Below are 17,582 nucleotides of genomic sequence, written 5' to 3' on the forward strand. Positions count from 1 at the left end.
TGTATGCACAACGCGAAAAAAGTATTGGTGCTGGGCGTCGACGGTCTAATCCCCGAGTTGGTCGACCGGTTTTGCCACGAAGGGGTCCTGCCCCATATCGATCGATTGCGCCGGGAGGGCGGCACGACACGACTTATGCCCTATATCTCGACCTGGGGTGACACTAACTTCGTCAACTTCCTGACCGGGCAGGCGCCAGGGAACAGTTGGGTCGGGCAACGCATCTCTCCCAGCGGGACGCGGCATCTGTTGGAATTGATGACCGAAGCGGAACAAAAGTGTGCGCTGGTGCACTTTCCCGAGTCTCTCAAGCCCACCGGTAAGAACGATCTCTGTCTGGCGCCGTTCTGGAGCGGCAGAGGCCCGGCACCGATGGAGATGGCCCCCGCCGGCCTGCACAGCACCGATCTCTCACAGTGGCCCGACGTTCCTCAGAACGAGGCGCTGGGCTGGCCACCGAGTGGTAGCCTAGCCCATCACCAGAAGCACAACCGCCACGCAATCGAGCGCTCGGAGACTCAATACCATGCCGTTATCCGGCTCAATGCTGGCGATACCTTGGCGGTGACCTTGAGCCCGACAGCCGACACACGGCTACAACTGGCAGTCAAGGATAGCTCGGCGACACTGGGTGTGGGCGAATGGAGCGCCTGGTTGCCCGTCGAGGCGAGCGATGAGCGTGGGTATGTGCGTTTCAAGCTGCTAGCCTACGATGCCGAACGGGGGCACGTGGATCTGCTGCAGTCGCAGATCACCATGCCCGAGCGGCTGGGCAACCAGCCTGCGCTGGCCGAGAAACTGACAAAACGCCACGGGCCATTCATCTCCAAGTGGACCGTGTCAGCGGACCCGGACACGCCCTATTTCGAGACCAGTTTCGAAGAGGGTCGCTACCAATTGGAATGGCTCGTCGATAGCGCCCTGACCTTGCTCAACGAGGAGGGTTTCCGCTTGTTCGCCACGGTGTTCCGTCTCAACGACGAAACCCATCACACCTGCCTGGCCTATTGCGACCCCGAATCACCCTTCTTTACCTCCGATGGCCAGGAACGTTACCTGGACACCATCCGCAGCGCGTACCAGGTGCTCGACGATGCGGTAGGCCGCCTGCTGGCTGGGCGACGCGACGACACCGTGATCGTGCTCGCCTCGGATCATGGCGACGTGCCGAACCATTACCTGTGCGACATCCATCGACGGCTGGCCGAGTTCGGTCTCTGCACGCTCGACGAGCAGGGCCGACCGATACGACAGCGCAGCCAGGCCTTTCTCAAGGATGAGCGCGGCGGACTGGAGGTCTTTGTCAATCGAGCCACCCTGGAAGAGGGCATCGTTTCCGAGACTGACGTGGCCGAGGTGCAGACTCGGATACTCAAGGCTTTGAGCACGTGGTACATCGATACGCCGCAAGGCGAGCGCAACGTGGTCGCTTTCGCCCTCAAGAAACAGGACGCCAGTGTGCTGGGGTACTGGGGCGACGATGCCGGGGATGTGCTGTTCGCCTACGCCTCAGGATTCGTGTGGGGTGTCAACCGGCGTGGCGATACCGTCGCCGCCGTGGAAAGCGCCGGCGCCAACCATGGCCCTCAGGTGCCGTCCGCCAGCACTGCGTTCGCCTCCAACCACGGCCTGGCGATCCTGCACGGAAAAGGAGTACGGCCCGGCTCCTGGCTGCCATTCGATACCCAGCGCGGGATCCAGCGCATGGACAATGCCGGGGCCACGTTCGCGCGCCTGCTGGGCCTGGATACCGCCACGCTCGACGGTATGCCGCTGAACGCGCTGCTCGAGAGAGAAAACACCCAATAATGGCCGCTCGATTGTGCGCTCCCTGGATCGGCCAGGATATGTCCGGTTCGAACGGGTAATCGTAAGGTGAGAGACCATTGACCTTGGCCGTTTCGATCAGACTATAAATCGCTGCATTGGCGTGGGCACCGCTCGGGTCTGGCTGAATAGCCAGTTCTTGCGCTTATGCTCAGCTGGGCATAACCGCAATTATGCCTAGTCCCCGATCATGCGCTGCTATTTGGATAAATTATCCGCAACACCTTGATTATAAATGAGGACCCCTGCCCAAAGGAATGGGGCCACAAGACATAAGCTTTGAGTACCACTCGCCACCCTATCGGGAGGGGGCTCATGTCAAACCATCCATATTTTCATGTTCAGCCGCAGCAATCAGCGCTATCGAAGGCCGACACAGACTTGCTTGACCGGTATGTTGCCTACCTGCAACGAAGAGGGCATACCGCCAGTACAACGAAGGATTACTGCAAGGCGGTGCTCGTCATCTTCTCGATGATTGTGGCTTTGCAGCGACGTGTCCGATAAGAGCCTAGCGTCTTGAGTGTTGTGTAGCGCACTACAATAGCAAGGGCTTACGGTCTTCTCCGTAGGCCCTTTTTTGGCTGCAAGCAAGTTACCGCCTGCCGATCACTGGCTATATCAGTCGACTCAGAGCCGCTTGATATCGATCAGATGACCGACGATGGGGTAGCCGGCTGCGCGAGCCGCTTTTTCGGCTTCCACCTGGGCCTCCAGCTTGGAGATGCTGGATGAGTGGTGCTCGAAGACGGTGTCCATCTCTAGCTGCTTCTTACGCACGGCCAACTGGACGATATGCCCCGTCTTCAGCCTTTCGGCAGTCGTCTTTTCCATTGCACGTCGAGACGAGCCGGGTTGGCTAGAGGTATCCGACTGAGGCGTTGAATTCTGGAAATCGTCGATTTCACGCCGTATCTGTTTTTCAAATTCGTCGAGATCCGTATTCATTGAATACCTTGTAGTCAATCACGGAACAGTGAAGATCCGTATTCATTGAATACCTTGTAGTCAATCACGGAACAGTGATGATGATACACATCTCACATTGTACACCTACGAACAACGCATCAAAGCCGTGAAGCTCTAGACCAAATACGGCAGGAGTGCCGCTGCTATCATTCGTGAGTTTGGGTATCCCTCGAAGAAAAACCTGCGCCGCTGGCATGCGATCTACATCCGCACCGGAGGGCTTCTTAGACCAGCAAGGCAAGGCCATCGATTTGCTTGCGCATGTCGACCGGCTCGGGACAAAGATAGACATGCAGTCCGAGTCGGGGGAATCATGACGATATCTCCAACGCCACGAAGCGTGTTGGCCGGTGACGCCGGGGAACGGGAACGCCTTGCACGGACAGACGCTGTTCCCAGATCATCAGCGCTGCCAGATCCAGCGTCTGCTCATCGGCATAGGTGCTCAAGACCAATTGTCGGATGGATGCATGATAGAGGTGCCCGAGCCTGTAGGCCTGCGTCGGGGTCAGTTCCATCCTAGATCCTCCTGTTCAGCATGAGAAGCCAGTGTGAACAGTACCAGCCAGTTCAGGTGGATGAGGTTCGTGGACCGTTTACGATAGACAGGATAAACATACATCATGACACCGTGAGGGGCCTCAAGCGATCATGGTCTCTGGTGCAGTACGTTATCACTACACGATTTACATACGAACTCCCAAGGGGTACACCATGAGCTGAAAAATCAGAACCCTATGGATCAGGAGTTATATAATGGACGATAACTCGACCAACACTTGTCGATTTTCTGTACAGCATGAACCAAGAAGGGGATACTCCAAAAAAGGCCTAATCTGCATTAGCGCTATATAATCTTTTCTCTTTATATTTTTTGTACAAAGGAATCAGGATTGAAACAGACAGCAATGCGATAGCAACACCTATCAGTGTTGCACTGATCGGCCGCGACAAAAAGATCGTCATATCGCCTTGCGACATTGCCAGTGAACGACGCAATTCGCTTTCAGCAATCGGCCCGAGGACTAGGCCAAGAATAATCGCGACCAGGGGAAACCTGAGTTTTTCCAACAAGAACCCTAGCACACCGAAACCGAGCATCAGCCAAACATCGAACATTGAATTGCGCACTGAATAGGTTCCGACAATGCAGCACATCACAATGATGGGCCCCAGTACCGAATAAGGTGTATTAAGAAGCTTGGTAAACAGTTTTATGAAAGGCTTTGAGAAAACCAATATCATGAAGTTAACAATAAATAATCCGGCAAAAACAGCATAAATAAGATCACTGCTTACCATCATGAAATTCGGCCCTGGTTGCAACCCATGCATGATGAAAGCTCCCAAAATTATCGCCGTGGTGCCGCTGCCTGGAATACCCAATGCAAAAAGTGGTACCAGAGCCCCCATAGCTGCTGCATTGTTCGCTGCTTCAGGCGCCGCAATGCCCTCCGGTGCACCTTTACCAAAATCCTGGGGATGTTTCGACCAACGCACCGCTTCACTGTAGCTCACCATGGCAGCAGTGCTCGCACCAATACCAGGCAATATACCGATTGCCACTCCCAATAGTGACGACCTAGAAAGCGTCAACGCGATCTTTCGCATGATCGCGGAATCAAAGATCTTGACCTTGACCTTGGTCAGCGGCTGCTGAGTTTCCGTTCCAGATGCTCGTTTCATGACTTCGGAAATAGCGAAGAGACCCACAATGACAGGGATCAGCCCGACACCTTCAGCCAGATTCAAGCTACCGAATGTATAGCGAGGTGTCCCCGTCAATGGATCGATACCAACCGTTGCAATAAACAAGCCCAGTGCAGCACCAATCAGGCCATAGATCAGCTTGCCACCTAGAGAGGCCACTACCGTTAGCCCCAATACGGCCAGCGCAAAATACTCGGGCGATGAAAACTGAAGTGCCACGGAAGCCAGCAAAGGAGTAAATACGATCAGCGCCACGGTACCCACCAAGCCACCGATCGCGGAACTCAGAATACCGATACCCAGGGCTTTCCCCGCTTCCCCTTGCTGGGTCATCGGGTAGCCATCAAACGATGTCATTACTGCTTCTGGCGTCCCAGGTGCACGGTATAGAATTGCCGTAATCAACCCTGAAAATACCGTGGAGCCATAGATCGCTGTCAACAGCATGAATGCTGCAGTCGCATCCATTCCATAAGTTACAGGCAGTAGTATCACTACCAGGATGACACCGCTGATACCCGGTAACGCACCCCCGATAAAGCCAATGAAAACTGCTGACATCAATATCAGGAGGTTCACCGGTTGAAAAACAACAGCTACACCGCCCAGAAAATTTTCAATCATTGTTTTCTCCAACAGATTTCATTAGCAATGACGGCCTAAGATAGGGAAGTCAAGGAAGAGGTATATTCAGCAATGTAACAAATACGCCTTGGATCAACCCCATGGCTATCAAGACCGTGGCCAGAATGGCTCCCTTGTGTCGTGTACCAAGAACCATAGTACAGACGAGAGAAAACACTCCCGTTGCTATTAAGAATCCGACCAATTGCATCAAAACGGTGTAAAGAACGGCCAATACCAGAATCACCCAATGCTTTGACCTGGCCAATGCATGTGAAATTTCGTGAGCCGATAATATACTGACATTCGCCCCCCTCTTGTTACATGGAGAACCTTGATTAAATCGTTCTTCATTATTCGCGTTTTCTCTTTTCTCTCTCGATCTAGTTATCGAAAACAATGTGATGACAAGAACTACCAATATCACCCACAAGGTAAAAGGCCACAACCTCGGACCAATGAATGTCGATACCTCACCTGCCCCCGGCAACTGCATGGTCGGATAAAAAGACGCTAGCAAAAAAATCAGCAATGCGGACGGAAAAACATAGTTCCTATAACTCATGGCAACAACCGTTTATCTATCTGCTAACTTCATTATCGGCACACTCAAATTCCAAAAATCGAGTGTCTACATAAAATAGACCATGCATGAAAAACCACCTACGCTTAGATAGCACTGACTGACCACCTTATATTGCTGGCCAGTCAGTAAGCTGGCATCATGAAGAACAGTTCATTGATTTGTTTCCTCAATCAATCGAGTGTAGAGTTCCAGGTTTTCTTCCAGTTTTTCCTTATACTCTTCACTACCCATCCAGCCTTCACGATAATGAAGGTTTACCTTTTCTTCATAGGACTGATACTCATCAGAGTCATAAACGGATTTCAATGCATCTTCCATCTGGCTAACGATCTCAGGTGGTGTATCTGCATTGACAAAGACGCCACGTTCATTCCCATCTGTCAGATCCCATCCATTCTCGACCGTCGTGGGAATATCCGGGAAGTTTTCCAGGCGATCTTCTGCAAACACCAATATCGGCCTCATATCCCCGGACTCGATGTAGTTCAGCGTCGAGCTGATCTCACCGAACATGCCATCGATGTTGCCACTCAGAACATTGGAGGAAACACTACCCTCTTCATCATAAGGTATGAAACTGATATCCAGGCCGCTTGCATCCCGGAAAGAGAGAAAGGCCATTTTGTCAGGACTTGCGGCATGCGTACCACCGATGGTCACTTCTCCAGGATTTTCCTCGGCATATGACAGGAAGGCTTCAAGGTCCTCGTGCTTGTCCGGGTTGACGATCAATGTCATGACATCAGATTGCATACGCGCGACAGGTGTCAACTCTTCAAGTTCTGTTGGATTCTGTCCTGCCGCTAAAGAGGTCACCAGTGTCGATGACGCAAAATCCCAGGTATGCCCATCAGGTTCACTGTTTGCCGTGCGCTGATGCGCGACTGAACCGGATGCTGATGGTAAGTTGATCACTGTAATCGATGTATCCAACTCCTCTTCGAGCATAGGCTGTACGGTACGGGTAAAGTTATCAGTACCACCGCCAGCGCCTGCGGCGACGAGGAACTTGAGATCCTCACTTGGGTAGTCATTCGCAGCCTCGTCCGCCGCAGCTAGTGTGGGCCCCATCAGCATGGCAACACCGAGGGAACCGAAGACAATCATCTTGTTTTTGCTGGACATGGTGCTCTCCATTCGTTGATTGTTTTGTTACGTTGATTTCATTTCTATTCCGTCATAACCGCAATGGCACTTCACTCATGCATTTCTCGGATCGACACCTCCCATTTAGTCAGCGATACAGATATAACAGATGGCAACGTTCCGACTGTCGTTACATGTTTTCACGTGAAAACAAGGCATCCTGCTCGTACCGAAGCTGGAGCAACGTCGAGTCCTCTATCTCGAGCGCTGCAAAGGGAATGATTTCGTGCGCTTCGACATCCCGTGTCAGGCGTGCCCCCGGTAACATGTAAAATGGAGCATGGCCCGCTGGCTCAAGTGCTCGAGAGGCATGCACCTCAGGTTGGAGACCAGCAATATTGCGATGATGACCTCGCATTTCGAATATATGGCCGGCCGACAAGGCCTCAGTAGCTCGAGCCACGAGGTCAACCCTGGGTCTGGTATTCTGCCCTCCTCCGCAAGTCACCCCGTTAATCACCATATCAAGCAGGGATATCGGGGCTTCCAAGCCTAGAAGATGGCGAGGTAAATAAATCATGGCACTTTGTTCGCTTCGGCTGAGGATATGCCCCTTACCGTGAAGCATTTCCCAGGCTTCGTTATCTTTACAACGCACCACCACGAACACGCCACCGGCAAAACTGACCTCATCGGGTTTACGCAGACAATTGAAGACTTCAAGACGCTCGTGACCGCCCAGAACTCCCCCGTTGTCGACAGTGTCCAACAGAGTGGGAACCTCGGGTATTCGCAACACTGTGGCATGAAATTCGGGGCGATCCGGAAGCAGACCGGTCGCATTGGCGACATTGGTCATTTCGCAGAGATCGGGGACCGAAATCAGAGGAATGGCATCCAGCGACTCAGAACGGGCCGCGATCATATCGACCTCCCTCCCTCGGGGGAGCGACCACAGGTCTTTCATTGCCGGCAGGAAGTATCGTTCCTCATTGCATTCGATATGCTGAGTATCCTCATCCCAGATAAAGTCGTACTCGCTGCTTTTGCCGGCAGCCACGATCTCAAAGCCCAAGGTTCGCGCCCACGTCACCAAACCGATCAGTAGACTTGGCTGATCGCCGTCCAATGGGGTGAAAATGCGCCCTTTGCTGTTTGCGAGATGAGTCAGATACGGCCCTACGACGGACTCGGTTTCCTTGGTCGCGATCCCTACGTGCTTGCCCGCCATGATGGCATCATAAGCGTGCTTCGCGCCCACCTCTGGTATACCAGTAGACTCGACCAACACATGAAATGGCAGGCCTATGACAGTATCCAGTGCCCCAGAGGCAATGAAGTAGCCAGAATCCCACGCATACTTCGCCTCCCTCCAAGAACGGCATACCATAATATCGGAGTCCGACACACCTGAATGTAATAGTGCCCGATAAGCAACATCGGCACTGACATCGACGGCAATACGCGCAGACAGCGTTTCCATGTCACCCGACTGCCGCAGGACCCCCCTACCGAAATCCCCGACACCAACGACACAAACCTCAACAATTCCCGAGAAATCAAAGTGTTGTAAATAATTCATGTGACTCGTTTATTCCCAAGGCGGAAGAGGTTACATCACGCTCGCTCCGCGTCCCATGTTCGCCTTCTGATGTATGCGACGTGATTCAAAGACTAGTGGTATACCATTTTGATGGTCAATGCACCCACCTTTCGACTTTCGTCGTCATGCATCACTTTCCAACAATAACCATTTGATCATAAAGTGAAATAAAATAATTGGAGTAAAGCATTACATTTGAGAAGGAACTTTTGGTATGCCATTATTACCATATACAAGCTGGTGAAACTTGAAGACTCCACATATGGATGACGATCAACTTTCCCGACCTGGCCTGGTCGAAAAAGTCGCCAATTACCTTCGCGAGCATATCGTGATGGATCACTTCCAGCCTGGACAACGGCTGCCCGAACGCTCACTTGCCGATGAGTTGCAAGTCTCACGTACCCCGATGCGTGAAGCGCTGAAGATTCTGGCGACCGAAGGGTTGGTGGAGATATTGCCCAATAGAGGGGCTGTAGTCGCCGATGTGAGTCCGTCCGATGTCAAGGAAAAGGCTTACGTTCTCAGCATTCTGGAACAAGCCGCTGCTGAACTTGCGTGCCAACTGGCTACCGATCAGGACATTGCCGAGTTACAGGCCCTGCATTACGAAATGAAAGCGGCCTTCTTGCGACGAGACCGACAGAATTATTTTCGTATCAACCAGGAGATTCATAACCGTATTGTCGCGCTATCCGGAAATGCCTCGCTGATCGAGATGCACAGCTACTTGAGCCGGCAACTCTATCGGGTCCGTTACCTTTCCAACCAGAAGACCGAGAAATGGACCACGGCCATGACAGAGCACGAAGCCATTATGGCCGCCCTGGAAGCACGCGATGCTTCTCGGATGGGGTACGAGCTACGCAATCATCTGGGCAAGACTTGGCTCAAATATGCAAACGGCGACACCGTACAAGAAACGTCCCGACAGGAAGACAGCACGGATTCAGAACATGTGGTACCCGACACCTGAGTGTGGGTATAGCATCCTATTCCTCACACATAGCCACTCATCCCTCCTGACCAGAAACGCCATGATCATTCGAATGGCGCTAAACCGCCGAGGTGACGCCGACCCCCCGTGCCCAACGGTAGGAGCGGCTCGACCAACAGCACCAACTGCGCTTACAGAAGCTAGACAAGATAAATCGGATATCCAGGCACCCAAGAACGATTGGGAACTTGAATGGCACCCACTCCCCCACCTTGCCATGCCATCGCCTTCCTCGGCATGATGTCGAGACACGCTCATCGACTCGTCTTGCGAGGATTATCATGTCTACTCTTTTTGCTCTTCTGAAAGAAGTGGCCTCTCCCACCATTGGCCTGGGCTGCATGAACTTCTCGCATGGCTACGGAAGCCCGGTGCCTGAGCCCGAAGCACTGCGCGCGCTCGATGAAGCGTTCGAAATGGGCTATCGCCACTTCGACACGGCGACTCTCTATGGAGCGACGGCCAACGAGCAGTTGCTGGGCAAGGCGTTGGAAAGCAAGCGGGGTCAGGTAGTGCTGGCCAGTAAATGCGGCATGGCCATCGATCCCCAACTCGGCAAGAAGGTCATCGACGGGCGTCCCGAAACGATCCGGCAACAATGCGAGGCGAGCCTTCAACGCTTGCGCACCGATCACCTGGATCTCTATTACCTTCATCGACTGGATCGTCAGGTACCGATCGAGGAAAGTGCGGGCGCATTGGGCCGCCTGGCCGAAGAAGGCAAGATTCGCGGAGTGGGGCTGTCCGAAATCTCGGCAGCCACCCTGCGGCGCGCCCGAGCCGAATACCCTATTGCAGCGGTTCAGTCCGAATACTCACTGTGGACGCGCAACCCCGAGATCGCGCTACTCCAGGCATGTCGGGAGGCCGACACAGCGTTAGTGGCCTTCAGTCCTTTGGGTCGCGGCTTTCTCACAGGCACCCTCAGGGATCCTGCCCGCCTCGAGGAGAGCGACATGCGCCACCACATGCCTCGCTTCAGTGCCGACAATTATCCCCGCAACCTGCGTCTGCTCGAAGGCCTCGTTGACATCGCCGATGAACTAGAGGTCTCCCCGGGCCAGGCGGCTCTCGCCTGGCTCATGGCGCAGGGGAATGACATCATCCCGATTCCTGGCACGCGATCGGTCGAGCATATGCGCGAGAACCTGAAAGCTGAAACGCTCTCGTTGGATGCCGCCACTGTTTCACGCCTGAATGCCATGATGACACCGGATCAGGTTGTCGGGGGCCGCTACAGCGATGCCCAACAAGCGGATATCGATACCGAAGATTTTGACCAGGCGTATTTCCCGCAATCCCCGCGCAATGACTGGAGATAGGAATGATGACACGGGATACCATCGTCACCGCTGACGTCTCACATGTCATTCTGCCTCTGAATCGGCCGATCAGTGACGCCAAGGTGATGACGGGACGCCAGCGCCCCATGACGGAGATTTCCTTGACGTTCGTCGAGTTGGAAACCAGAGAAGGGCATCGCGGGATGGGATTCGGATATGTACTGCGTGCAGGCGGTAAGGCGCAGTATGCCCATGCCCTGGAATTGGCCCCGTTCGTGATCGGTGAAGACCCTAATGACATCCCGAAGCTGTGGGATAAACTCGCCTGGCAGAGCGCATCCGTCGACCGTAGCGGGGTCGCCGTTCAGGCTATCGCCGCCTTTGATACCGCATTATGGGACATGAAAGCCAGACGCGCCGACCTGTCCTTGGCCAAGCTCCTGGGCTCGTACCGCGATGCCGTACCGACCTACAACACCTCAGGGGGGTATTTCGGCACGCCGATCGAAGAGGTCTGCGCCAATGCCGACCGTTCGATAGCCAAAGGTATTCAGGGCGTCAAGATGAAGGTCGGCCAGCCTGATTTGAAAGAGGACATTCGGCGTGTCACCGCCCTGCGCAACCATCTGGGCGAGGACGTCCCGATCATGATCGATGCCAATCAACAATGGGACCGCGATACGGCCATGCGTTTCGGCCGGGCCGTAGACAGCCTCAATCTGACATGGATCGAGGAGCCTGTTGGCGCGCATGACCATGAAGGCCATGCCTGGCTCAATGCGCGACTCGACACTCCTATCGCGACCGGAGAAATGCTTTCCAGCACCCGCGAACTGCAGCAACTGATCGATAACCGGTCGGTGGCCTTCATTCAGCCGGATGCGCCGCGTATCGGGGGTGTCACTCCTTTCATGCAGCTTGTCCCACGGGCCGCCGATGCCGGTATCAAGCTCGCACCGCATTTCGTCATGGAGATTCACCTGCACTTGGCCGCCACGTTTCCGACCGAGCCGTGGGTCGAACACTTCGAATGGCTGGAGCCGTTATTCGAAGAGCGCATCGATATTCGCGATGGTTGCCTTCAGGTTCCCACACGCCCCGGGCTAGGCCTGACTCTCAGTGACCAGGCCCGCCACTGGACCGTGGCACACGACACCGTGAGTGGCCATTGATGCGTCATGGCAGGGCTATTGCCACCCGGTATGGGAATGGTCCGCATGAACTCTCATAGCACCAGCATGCGAAACGGCATCCACAGCCCCATCGCGATCATCACCAGGTTCTCGGTCAACGAGACGATACCCAATGGCACATTGCTATCCCCGCCGACACAGGCACATTTCAACTCGCGTTTATCGATATATACGGCCTTGAACACGGACACAGCGCCTACGGTACCGATGAACAACGCCATCGGTGCAGCGATCCATATCAACGTGCCGGCCAGCATCAAGACACCCGCCAATGTTTCCGCATAGGGATACATATAGCCATAAGGGACATAACGCTGTGCCAGTAAGTCATAGTTGAGGAACATGGTGCTGAAGCTTTCCACATCCTGAAGCTTCTGCAGGCCCAGCAGGCACATCGCCGTTGCGATAGCGTATTCGGGCATACGCAAGGTCAATAGCGAATCACCCGTCGCCCAACTAACGGCGAGCCCCATGAAAAAGGCCGTCACGAATAGTGCGATCACCGGCCAATAAGTCGTGCCTTCCTGGTTGGGGACGCTCAATCCCAAATGGGCACGTACCTCCTCATACCCGCCGATCCGCTCATCGTCGATAAAAACCTGAGGTGTCGTATCGACGTTTTCTCGTTGCTTGAAGCTATCGATCTCTTCACGTGAGGTCAGCGGATGATCCTCGACATCAAACCCTTGACGCTTCAACAGACTCACCGTCTTCATGCCGAAGGGGCAAAGATGCTCCGCCGTTTTCATCCGGTACACACGTGCCCTCTGGCGCTTATCAACCGATGCAGGGCTTGCCGTACTCATGATCACGACCTCCTTCATGTCACATGCTTTCCAACGTCCTGCATAAAGTCTATAACCTATGTGTGACACAAAGGTCAACAGGCCGTTTCCTGGCTCTGGCGTCCTTTCGTTGCGTTGGTCTCATTCCCACGCCGCCCCCTCGAGCGCATTCAAAGGGATTTTCAGATAACGCTTGCCATTGGCTTCCGGCTCGGGGAGACGTCCGCCCAGGATATTGACCTGCAAGGCATGCAGAATCAGCGTCGGCATGGGCAACTCACGGTCCCGACGCTGCCGCAATTCAACGTAGCCGGCCTCATCGATGCCTGCATTCAGATGCTTGTTGTGCTCTTGTTGTTCGCGAACCGTACTCCCCCATTGCGGTTCACGACCATCAGGCATGTAATCGTGCCCCGTGAACAGACGCGTATCAGCCGGTAGCGACAGGATGGCCTGAATCGAATGCCATAACTGGTGGGCATCGCCACCGGGGAAATCCGCCCGCGCGGTACCGAAATCGGGTTGAAACAAGGTGTCATGCACGAAAGCGGCATCGCCGATCACATAGGTGATGGAGGCCAACGTATGCCCTGGGGAATGCATCACCCTTCCCTTGAGTTCACCGATGCTGAAAGTGTCACCGTCGGCAAACAGATGATCCCACTGACGACCATCCGCCGGGAAATCCGGCCAGTGGTAGATTCGCTTCCAGAGCGCCTGGACCTCGGTTACCTGGCACCCAATCGCGGTTGGCGCCCCCGTTTTGTCATGCAGGTAACTGGCCGCAGAAAAATGATCGGCATGCGGGTGGGTATCCAGGATCCACGCAACCGTCAGCCCTTCGCGTTCAATGTATTCCAACAGCTCATCGGCATGATGTGTCGCCGTGGCTCCCGATTTTTCTTCGTAATCCAGCACTGGATCGATAATGGCACATTCACGGGTCGCAGGATCGCTGACCACATATTGAATGCTGAAAGTCCGCGGATCGTAAAACCCCGCAACGTCCGGCGTCCCTGGCGAGATAGCGAAGGTTTTCATCGCACCTCCTGAACCTGGAAATGGGGAACACCATCATAACGCTACATCTATTCTAAAGTTATATCGATTTTTCATAAATGTCAGGTGAGCAGAACAGCCGCATCAATTCCGCTGATACGCGACTTCCATACCCTCCAGGAACGCCATGATCACGCGTGTCGCCATACCGGCATCGTCGGCGGTAATGGCTTCGTCGGGATGATGACTCAGACCGTCTCGACAACGCACGAACAGCATGCCGATGTCGGTCAGGTCGTGCATGGCCAGGCCATCGTGTCCGGCGCCACTGAAGAGCCGCTTCGGTCGCTGGCCGCATGCCTGGCAGGCCTCTTCCAGCGATTCGATCAACCATGGTGCACACTCGACACCCTCGGCTTCATAGGCCGGCGTGATGGCGAGTTGCAAACCGCGAGCAGTCGCGATCGACTCGAGAGCCGTCAGGATTTGGTGGCGCGCGGCATGGCGGGTTCCCCGTTGTGGTGCGCGTAATTCCAGCGTGAACGTGACTTCCGAGGGAATAACATTCACGGCATTGGGACGCACATCGAGGTGTCCGACCACTCCGACCATGGCGTCGAGCGCGTTGAGTTGTCGGTCGATCTCGACGACCATTTCGGCAGCACCCACCAAGGCATCATGCCGCCCTTTCATCGGCGTCGTCCCTGCATGGCCGGCCTTCCCGCTCACTCGAATCCGATGCCGCTCGATGCCCGTCAGCGCGGTCACCACCCCGACCGACAGGTTCTCGTGTTCCAGCACCGGCCCCTGCTCGATATGCACTTCGACGAAGCCGATGACCCGATCCGGATCACGCGCCAACTCGTGAATACGTGAGGGATCGACGCCCAGACCGGCCAACGCGTCGCGCAGACTGATGCCATCGTCGTCTTGGCCATCCAGCATCGCCGGATCGAATGTCCCTGCCAGCGCACGGCTTCCTACCAAGGTGGAGGGGAAGCGGACGCCCTCCTCATCGCCGAAGGCCACCACCTCGACCCCGAATGGCAATTCGATCCCCTGTTCCCGAAGTGTTTCCAGAGCCAGTAACGGCAAGGCAATACCCAGCATGCCATCATATTTGCCGCCCTCGATCACACTATCCTGATGCGACCCGAGTATCAGCGTCGGCTCACCGGCTCGCGCTCTGGGACATCGTCCAACCAGCGTGCCCGCCGCATCCAGCGTCGCCTCGAGTCCGGCACGCCCCATCCACGCTTCCAGTAACGGCAGCAACCGTTGATGCTCATCGGAGCAATACAGTCGTGTCACCCCCGCGCCAGGGCGTGAATACGTTGCCGCCTGATCCAGCCGGGAAAGCAGGCGCCGGCCCAGCGAGGCGGCTTCGGGTTCGGTCGTCATGGTTGGCCCCCGTGAGCAAGACAGTCAGTGGCGATGAGGATCGTCGGCCGTGGGCAGCCGGGCCAGAAATGACTGGAATTCGGTATCGGCATGAATCCGGCCATGCAATGCCACCAGTTCGGCGACAGCATCCGTGGCATCGTCGATACGCAGGTCCAGTGGTATCCCCCCGGAAGAGCGAACCTTGAGAGCCGCCGAAAATTCGCCGCGTCGATCGCCTCCCGCAATCTGTCCATCCACCAATGCGGCCAGCAACGCATCGGCCAGGCTCGCCGATCGATGTACTGCCGCATGAAAGGCGGCCACCATGGCCGGCATGACGGTGTCGTTCGCCAACATGTTGCCGGCCACCGCCAGCCCCGGCCCGAGATGCATGGCGACTTCGGTTTCGTTGGCGGTGCCACTCCAGCCGGCGCTTTGCCCCTGGATATCCATCAACGCCAACTGCCGCCAGGCTTGCCCACGATCCTCGCCGCGCAATTGCGCAATCACATCTTCGACATGCCAGCCTTCGGCCAGCCATGCCAAGGCACGTTCCGCCGCCGCCACATTCGTGCTGTAGCCCTGCGTGACAACGGCGCCAACCCCCGGCAGCAAGTGCGGCACGAAGCCGCCCAGCGCCGGACCACCGGTGGCACAGGCGATACCCAGTGTCCGGGTATCCGGCTTCAGAGCGATCAAGCTGAACGTCACTGCACTCTCCTCGGCATGAGCTCTCCCGGACGACTTGCGTGGCCAGCGCGGCTGTGCCATATATGTAAATGTCAATTTATCATTATAAATAAAACTCCGTTCAGCTTAGCCGCTCTCGCTCACGAAAGACAACTCATCCGCGACGCCGCCACCGTCGGGAGTCGACAATAATCAGGAGAGGCATCATGACACCCACGCTTTACGGGCCACACCGCTGGCTGTTTCCCGCCATCGCCACGGCGGCACTTGCCATCAGCCCCACCGTTTCCGCACAGACGCCCCCCAATGTGCTGGTCGTCGGACAGATCGCGGAGCCCAAGGCTCTCGACCCGGCCCAGGTCACCGCCGTCAACGATTTTCGCATCATGATGAATCTCTATGACGGACTGGTCCGTTACGCCGACGGCACGCTGGAAGTGGAGCCATCACTGGCCACCGACTGGGACATCAGCGACGACGGTACCGTCTACACCTTCACCTTGCGCGATGACGTCATCTTTCACGACGGCAGTGACTTCGATGCCGAGGCGGTGGTCTTCAATTTCGAGCGCATGCTCGACGAGGATCATCCGTATCACGATACCGGCCCCTTTCCGCTGGCCTTCTTCTTCGATGCCATCGACGATGTCGAAGCGACTGGCGAGCACGAGGTCACCTTCACGCTCGACGAACCGTATGCGCCTTTTCTTTCCAACCTCGCCTACCCGACAGGCTTGATGGTCTCGCCGGCCGCCGTGGAAGAGCATGGGGAAGATATCGGTCGCCATCCGTCCGGCACCGGCCCCTTCCGGTTCGAGGAGTGGGAGAGCAATAGCCGCGTCGTCGTCACCCGCAACGACGACTACTGGGACGGCCCGCCCTCGTTGGAAGCCGTCGTGTTCCGGCCCATCACGGACGCCAACACCCGGGTCTCCGAAATGCTCTCCGGCGGTATCGATCTGATGGTCGAGGTGCCACCGGACAACGTGGCCGATCTGGCGGAAGACGACATGTTCGAGGTCTACGAACAGGCCGGCCCGCACCTCTGGTTCCTGATTCTCAATACGCGCGAAGGCCCGTTCCAGGACAAGGCCATGCGCCAGGCGGTCAACTACGCGATCAACAAGCAGGCGCTGGTCGACAATGTTCTGCAAGGCACGGCCGAAGTCGCCGCCGGCCCGATTCCGCCGGCCTTCGAATGGGCCTACAACGACGAGCTGGAACCCTACCCTTACGATCCGGAAAAGGCCCGCGAACTGATCGCCGAGGCCGGGCATGAAGATGCCGAACTGACCTTCTACGTCACCGAAGGCGGCTCGGGAATGCTCGATCCGGTCCCCATGGGGTCTGCCATCCAGGCCGATCTGGCCGACGTGGGACTCGACGTCGAGATCGAAACCTATGAATGGAACACCTTTCTGGATCGAGTCAATCCCGGGCTGGAAGGCAAGGCGGACATGGCCCAGATGGCCTGGATGACCAATGATCCCGATACCTTGCCGTTCCTGGCCCTGCGTACCGATGCCATGCCGGATGAAGGCGGTTTCAACTCCGGCTATTACAGCAACGCAGAGGTCGATGAACTACTCGAACAGGCACGTCGGAGCGTCGAGCAGGACGAACGCGCCGAACTCTATCGTGAGATGCAGACGATCGTGCATGAAGAGGCTCCCTGGGCGTTCGTCGCCAACTGGAAGCAGAACGCCGTTGCCGGAGCGAACGTTGAAAACTTCCGGCTACAGCCGTCCTTCTTCCTGCTCTTGCACGATGTCGTCAAGAACTGAGCAACAGGCGACGGAGCGGTCCTAGAGCCGCTCCGTAGGCCACCATCAACCAGGGTCGGCTCT

At 55.8% G+C, this 17,582-nt stretch carries 15 protein-coding genes; 5 read left to right on the top strand and 10 right to left on the bottom strand.

What is annotated here, in order from left to right; genetic code table 11:
- Positions 1 to 3: 3 nt before the first annotated feature.
- Entirely contained in the window at positions 4 to 1,809 is a 1,806-nt protein-coding gene (locus BLW01_RS01800) for an alkaline phosphatase family protein (RefSeq protein ID WP_092567779.1), read from the top strand.
- 648 nt (positions 1,810 to 2,457) lie between these two features.
- On the opposite strand, the gene BLW01_RS01810 is transcribed toward BLW01_RS01800, so the two are convergent.
- From BLW01_RS01810 to BLW01_RS01835, 6 genes are all read right to left on the bottom strand, one after another.
- Positions 2,458 to 2,775: a hypothetical protein gene (locus BLW01_RS01810; protein ID WP_092567781.1), complete on the bottom strand. Its 318-nt coding sequence runs from the start codon at positions 2,773 to 2,775 to the stop codon at positions 2,458 to 2,460.
- 332 nt (positions 2,776 to 3,107) lie between these two features.
- A complete protein-coding gene (locus tag BLW01_RS01815) occupies positions 3,108 to 3,314 on the bottom strand; it encodes a hypothetical protein (RefSeq protein ID WP_092567782.1) in 207 nt (68 codons plus the stop codon).
- 313 nt (positions 3,315 to 3,627) lie between these two features.
- The gene (locus BLW01_RS01820) at positions 3,628 to 5,130 is read right to left on the bottom strand and encodes a tripartite tricarboxylate transporter permease (RefSeq protein ID WP_092567783.1); all 1,503 of its coding nucleotides are present in this window, start codon (positions 5,128 to 5,130) and stop codon (positions 3,628 to 3,630) included.
- A 49-nt stretch (positions 5,131 to 5,179) separates the two neighbouring features.
- Positions 5,180 to 5,695 (bottom strand): tripartite tricarboxylate transporter TctB family protein, encoded by a 516-nt coding sequence (locus BLW01_RS18940; RefSeq protein WP_092567784.1) that lies wholly within the window; start codon positions 5,693 to 5,695, stop codon positions 5,180 to 5,182.
- Between the two features lie 171 nt (positions 5,696 to 5,866).
- Complete coding sequence (locus BLW01_RS01830) at positions 5,867 to 6,841, bottom strand: Bug family tripartite tricarboxylate transporter substrate binding protein (RefSeq protein WP_092567785.1); 975 nt, start codon at positions 6,839 to 6,841, stop codon at positions 5,867 to 5,869.
- A gap of 151 nt (positions 6,842 to 6,992) precedes the next feature.
- Complete coding sequence (locus BLW01_RS01835) at positions 6,993 to 8,384, bottom strand: flagellar biosynthesis protein FlgA (RefSeq protein ID WP_092567786.1); 1,392 nt, start codon at positions 8,382 to 8,384, stop codon at positions 6,993 to 6,995.
- Positions 8,385 to 8,667: 283 nt separating this feature from the next.
- On the opposite strand from BLW01_RS01835, the gene BLW01_RS01840 reads away from it, so the two are divergent.
- The 3 genes from BLW01_RS01840 to BLW01_RS01850 all read left to right on the top strand — a co-directional run bounded on the left by BLW01_RS01840 (position 8,668) and on the right by BLW01_RS01850 (position 11,857).
- The gene (locus tag BLW01_RS01840) at positions 8,668 to 9,381 is read left to right on the top strand and encodes a GntR family transcriptional regulator (protein WP_092567787.1); all 714 of its coding nucleotides are present in this window, start codon (positions 8,668 to 8,670) and stop codon (positions 9,379 to 9,381) included.
- A gap of 302 nt (positions 9,382 to 9,683) precedes the next feature.
- Complete coding sequence (locus BLW01_RS01845) at positions 9,684 to 10,724, top strand: aldo/keto reductase (RefSeq protein WP_092567788.1); 1,041 nt, start codon at positions 9,684 to 9,686, stop codon at positions 10,722 to 10,724.
- A 2-nt stretch (positions 10,725 to 10,726) separates the two neighbouring features.
- Complete coding sequence (locus BLW01_RS01850; protein WP_092567789.1) at positions 10,727 to 11,857, top strand: L-talarate/galactarate dehydratase; 1,131 nt, start codon at positions 10,727 to 10,729, stop codon at positions 11,855 to 11,857.
- A 53-nt stretch (positions 11,858 to 11,910) separates the two neighbouring features.
- On the opposite strand, the gene BLW01_RS01855 is transcribed toward BLW01_RS01850, so the two are convergent.
- The 4 genes from BLW01_RS01855 to BLW01_RS01870 form a co-directional block, all read right to left on the bottom strand.
- The gene (locus BLW01_RS01855; protein ID WP_092568076.1) at positions 11,911 to 12,684 is read right to left on the bottom strand and encodes a MauE/DoxX family redox-associated membrane protein; all 774 of its coding nucleotides are present in this window, start codon (positions 12,682 to 12,684) and stop codon (positions 11,911 to 11,913) included.
- Positions 12,685 to 12,804: 120 nt separating this feature from the next.
- Positions 12,805 to 13,704, bottom strand: a complete 900-nt coding sequence (locus BLW01_RS01860; protein ID WP_092567790.1) for an MBL fold metallo-hydrolase — start codon at positions 13,702 to 13,704, stop codon at positions 12,805 to 12,807.
- A gap of 102 nt (positions 13,705 to 13,806) precedes the next feature.
- Entirely contained in the window at positions 13,807 to 15,063 is a 1,257-nt protein-coding gene (locus BLW01_RS01865) for an allantoate amidohydrolase (RefSeq protein ID WP_092567791.1), read from the bottom strand.
- Between the two features lie 24 nt (positions 15,064 to 15,087).
- Positions 15,088 to 15,756 (bottom strand): DUF1028 domain-containing protein, encoded by a 669-nt coding sequence (locus tag BLW01_RS01870; protein WP_175529737.1) that lies wholly within the window; start codon positions 15,754 to 15,756, stop codon positions 15,088 to 15,090.
- Positions 15,757 to 15,941: 185 nt separating this feature from the next.
- Between BLW01_RS01870 and BLW01_RS01875 the strand changes: the two genes are divergently transcribed.
- Positions 15,942 to 17,519, top strand: a complete 1,578-nt coding sequence (locus tag BLW01_RS01875; RefSeq protein WP_092567793.1) for an ABC transporter substrate-binding protein — start codon at positions 15,942 to 15,944, stop codon at positions 17,517 to 17,519.
- Positions 17,520 to 17,582 lie beyond the last annotated feature (63 nt).

Source organism: Aidingimonas halophila (assembly GCF_900106955.1).
Taxonomy (GTDB): domain Bacteria; phylum Pseudomonadota; class Gammaproteobacteria; order Pseudomonadales; family Halomonadaceae; genus Aidingimonas; species Aidingimonas halophila.

What these genes read in the sequence shown, in the direction of transcription:
- BLW01_RS01800 (WP_092567779.1), top strand. Translation starts at nt 4, where the DNA reads ATGCACAACGCGAAAAAAGTATTGGTGCTGGGCGTCGACGGTCTAATC.
- BLW01_RS01810 (WP_092567781.1), bottom strand. Translation starts at nt 2,775, where the DNA reads ATGAATACGGATCTCGACGAATTTGAAAAACAGATACGGCGTGAAATC.
- BLW01_RS01815 (WP_092567782.1), bottom strand. Translation starts at nt 3,314, where the DNA reads ATGGAACTGACCCCGACGCAGGCCTACAGGCTCGGGCACCTCTATCAT.
- BLW01_RS01820 (WP_092567783.1), bottom strand. Translation starts at nt 5,130, where the DNA reads ATGATTGAAAATTTTCTGGGCGGTGTAGCTGTTGTTTTTCAACCGGTG.
- BLW01_RS18940 (WP_092567784.1), bottom strand. Translation starts at nt 5,695, where the DNA reads ATGAGTTATAGGAACTATGTTTTTCCGTCCGCATTGCTGATTTTTTTG.
- BLW01_RS01830 (WP_092567785.1), bottom strand. Translation starts at nt 6,841, where the DNA reads ATGTCCAGCAAAAACAAGATGATTGTCTTCGGTTCCCTCGGTGTTGCC.
- BLW01_RS01835 (WP_092567786.1), bottom strand. Translation starts at nt 8,384, where the DNA reads ATGAATTATTTACAACACTTTGATTTCTCGGGAATTGTTGAGGTTTGT.
- BLW01_RS01840 (WP_092567787.1), top strand. Translation starts at nt 8,668, where the DNA reads ATGGATGACGATCAACTTTCCCGACCTGGCCTGGTCGAAAAAGTCGCC.
- BLW01_RS01845 (WP_092567788.1), top strand. Translation starts at nt 9,684, where the DNA reads ATGTCTACTCTTTTTGCTCTTCTGAAAGAAGTGGCCTCTCCCACCATT.
- BLW01_RS01850 (WP_092567789.1), top strand. Translation starts at nt 10,727, where the DNA reads ATGATGACACGGGATACCATCGTCACCGCTGACGTCTCACATGTCATT.
- BLW01_RS01855 (WP_092568076.1), bottom strand. Translation starts at nt 12,684, where the DNA reads ATGAGTACGGCAAGCCCTGCATCGGTTGATAAGCGCCAGAGGGCACGT.
- BLW01_RS01860 (WP_092567790.1), bottom strand. Translation starts at nt 13,704, where the DNA reads ATGAAAACCTTCGCTATCTCGCCAGGGACGCCGGACGTTGCGGGGTTT.
- BLW01_RS01865 (WP_092567791.1), bottom strand. Translation starts at nt 15,063, where the DNA reads ATGACGACCGAACCCGAAGCCGCCTCGCTGGGCCGGCGCCTGCTTTCC.
- BLW01_RS01875 (WP_092567793.1), top strand. Translation starts at nt 15,942, where the DNA reads ATGACACCCACGCTTTACGGGCCACACCGCTGGCTGTTTCCCGCCATC.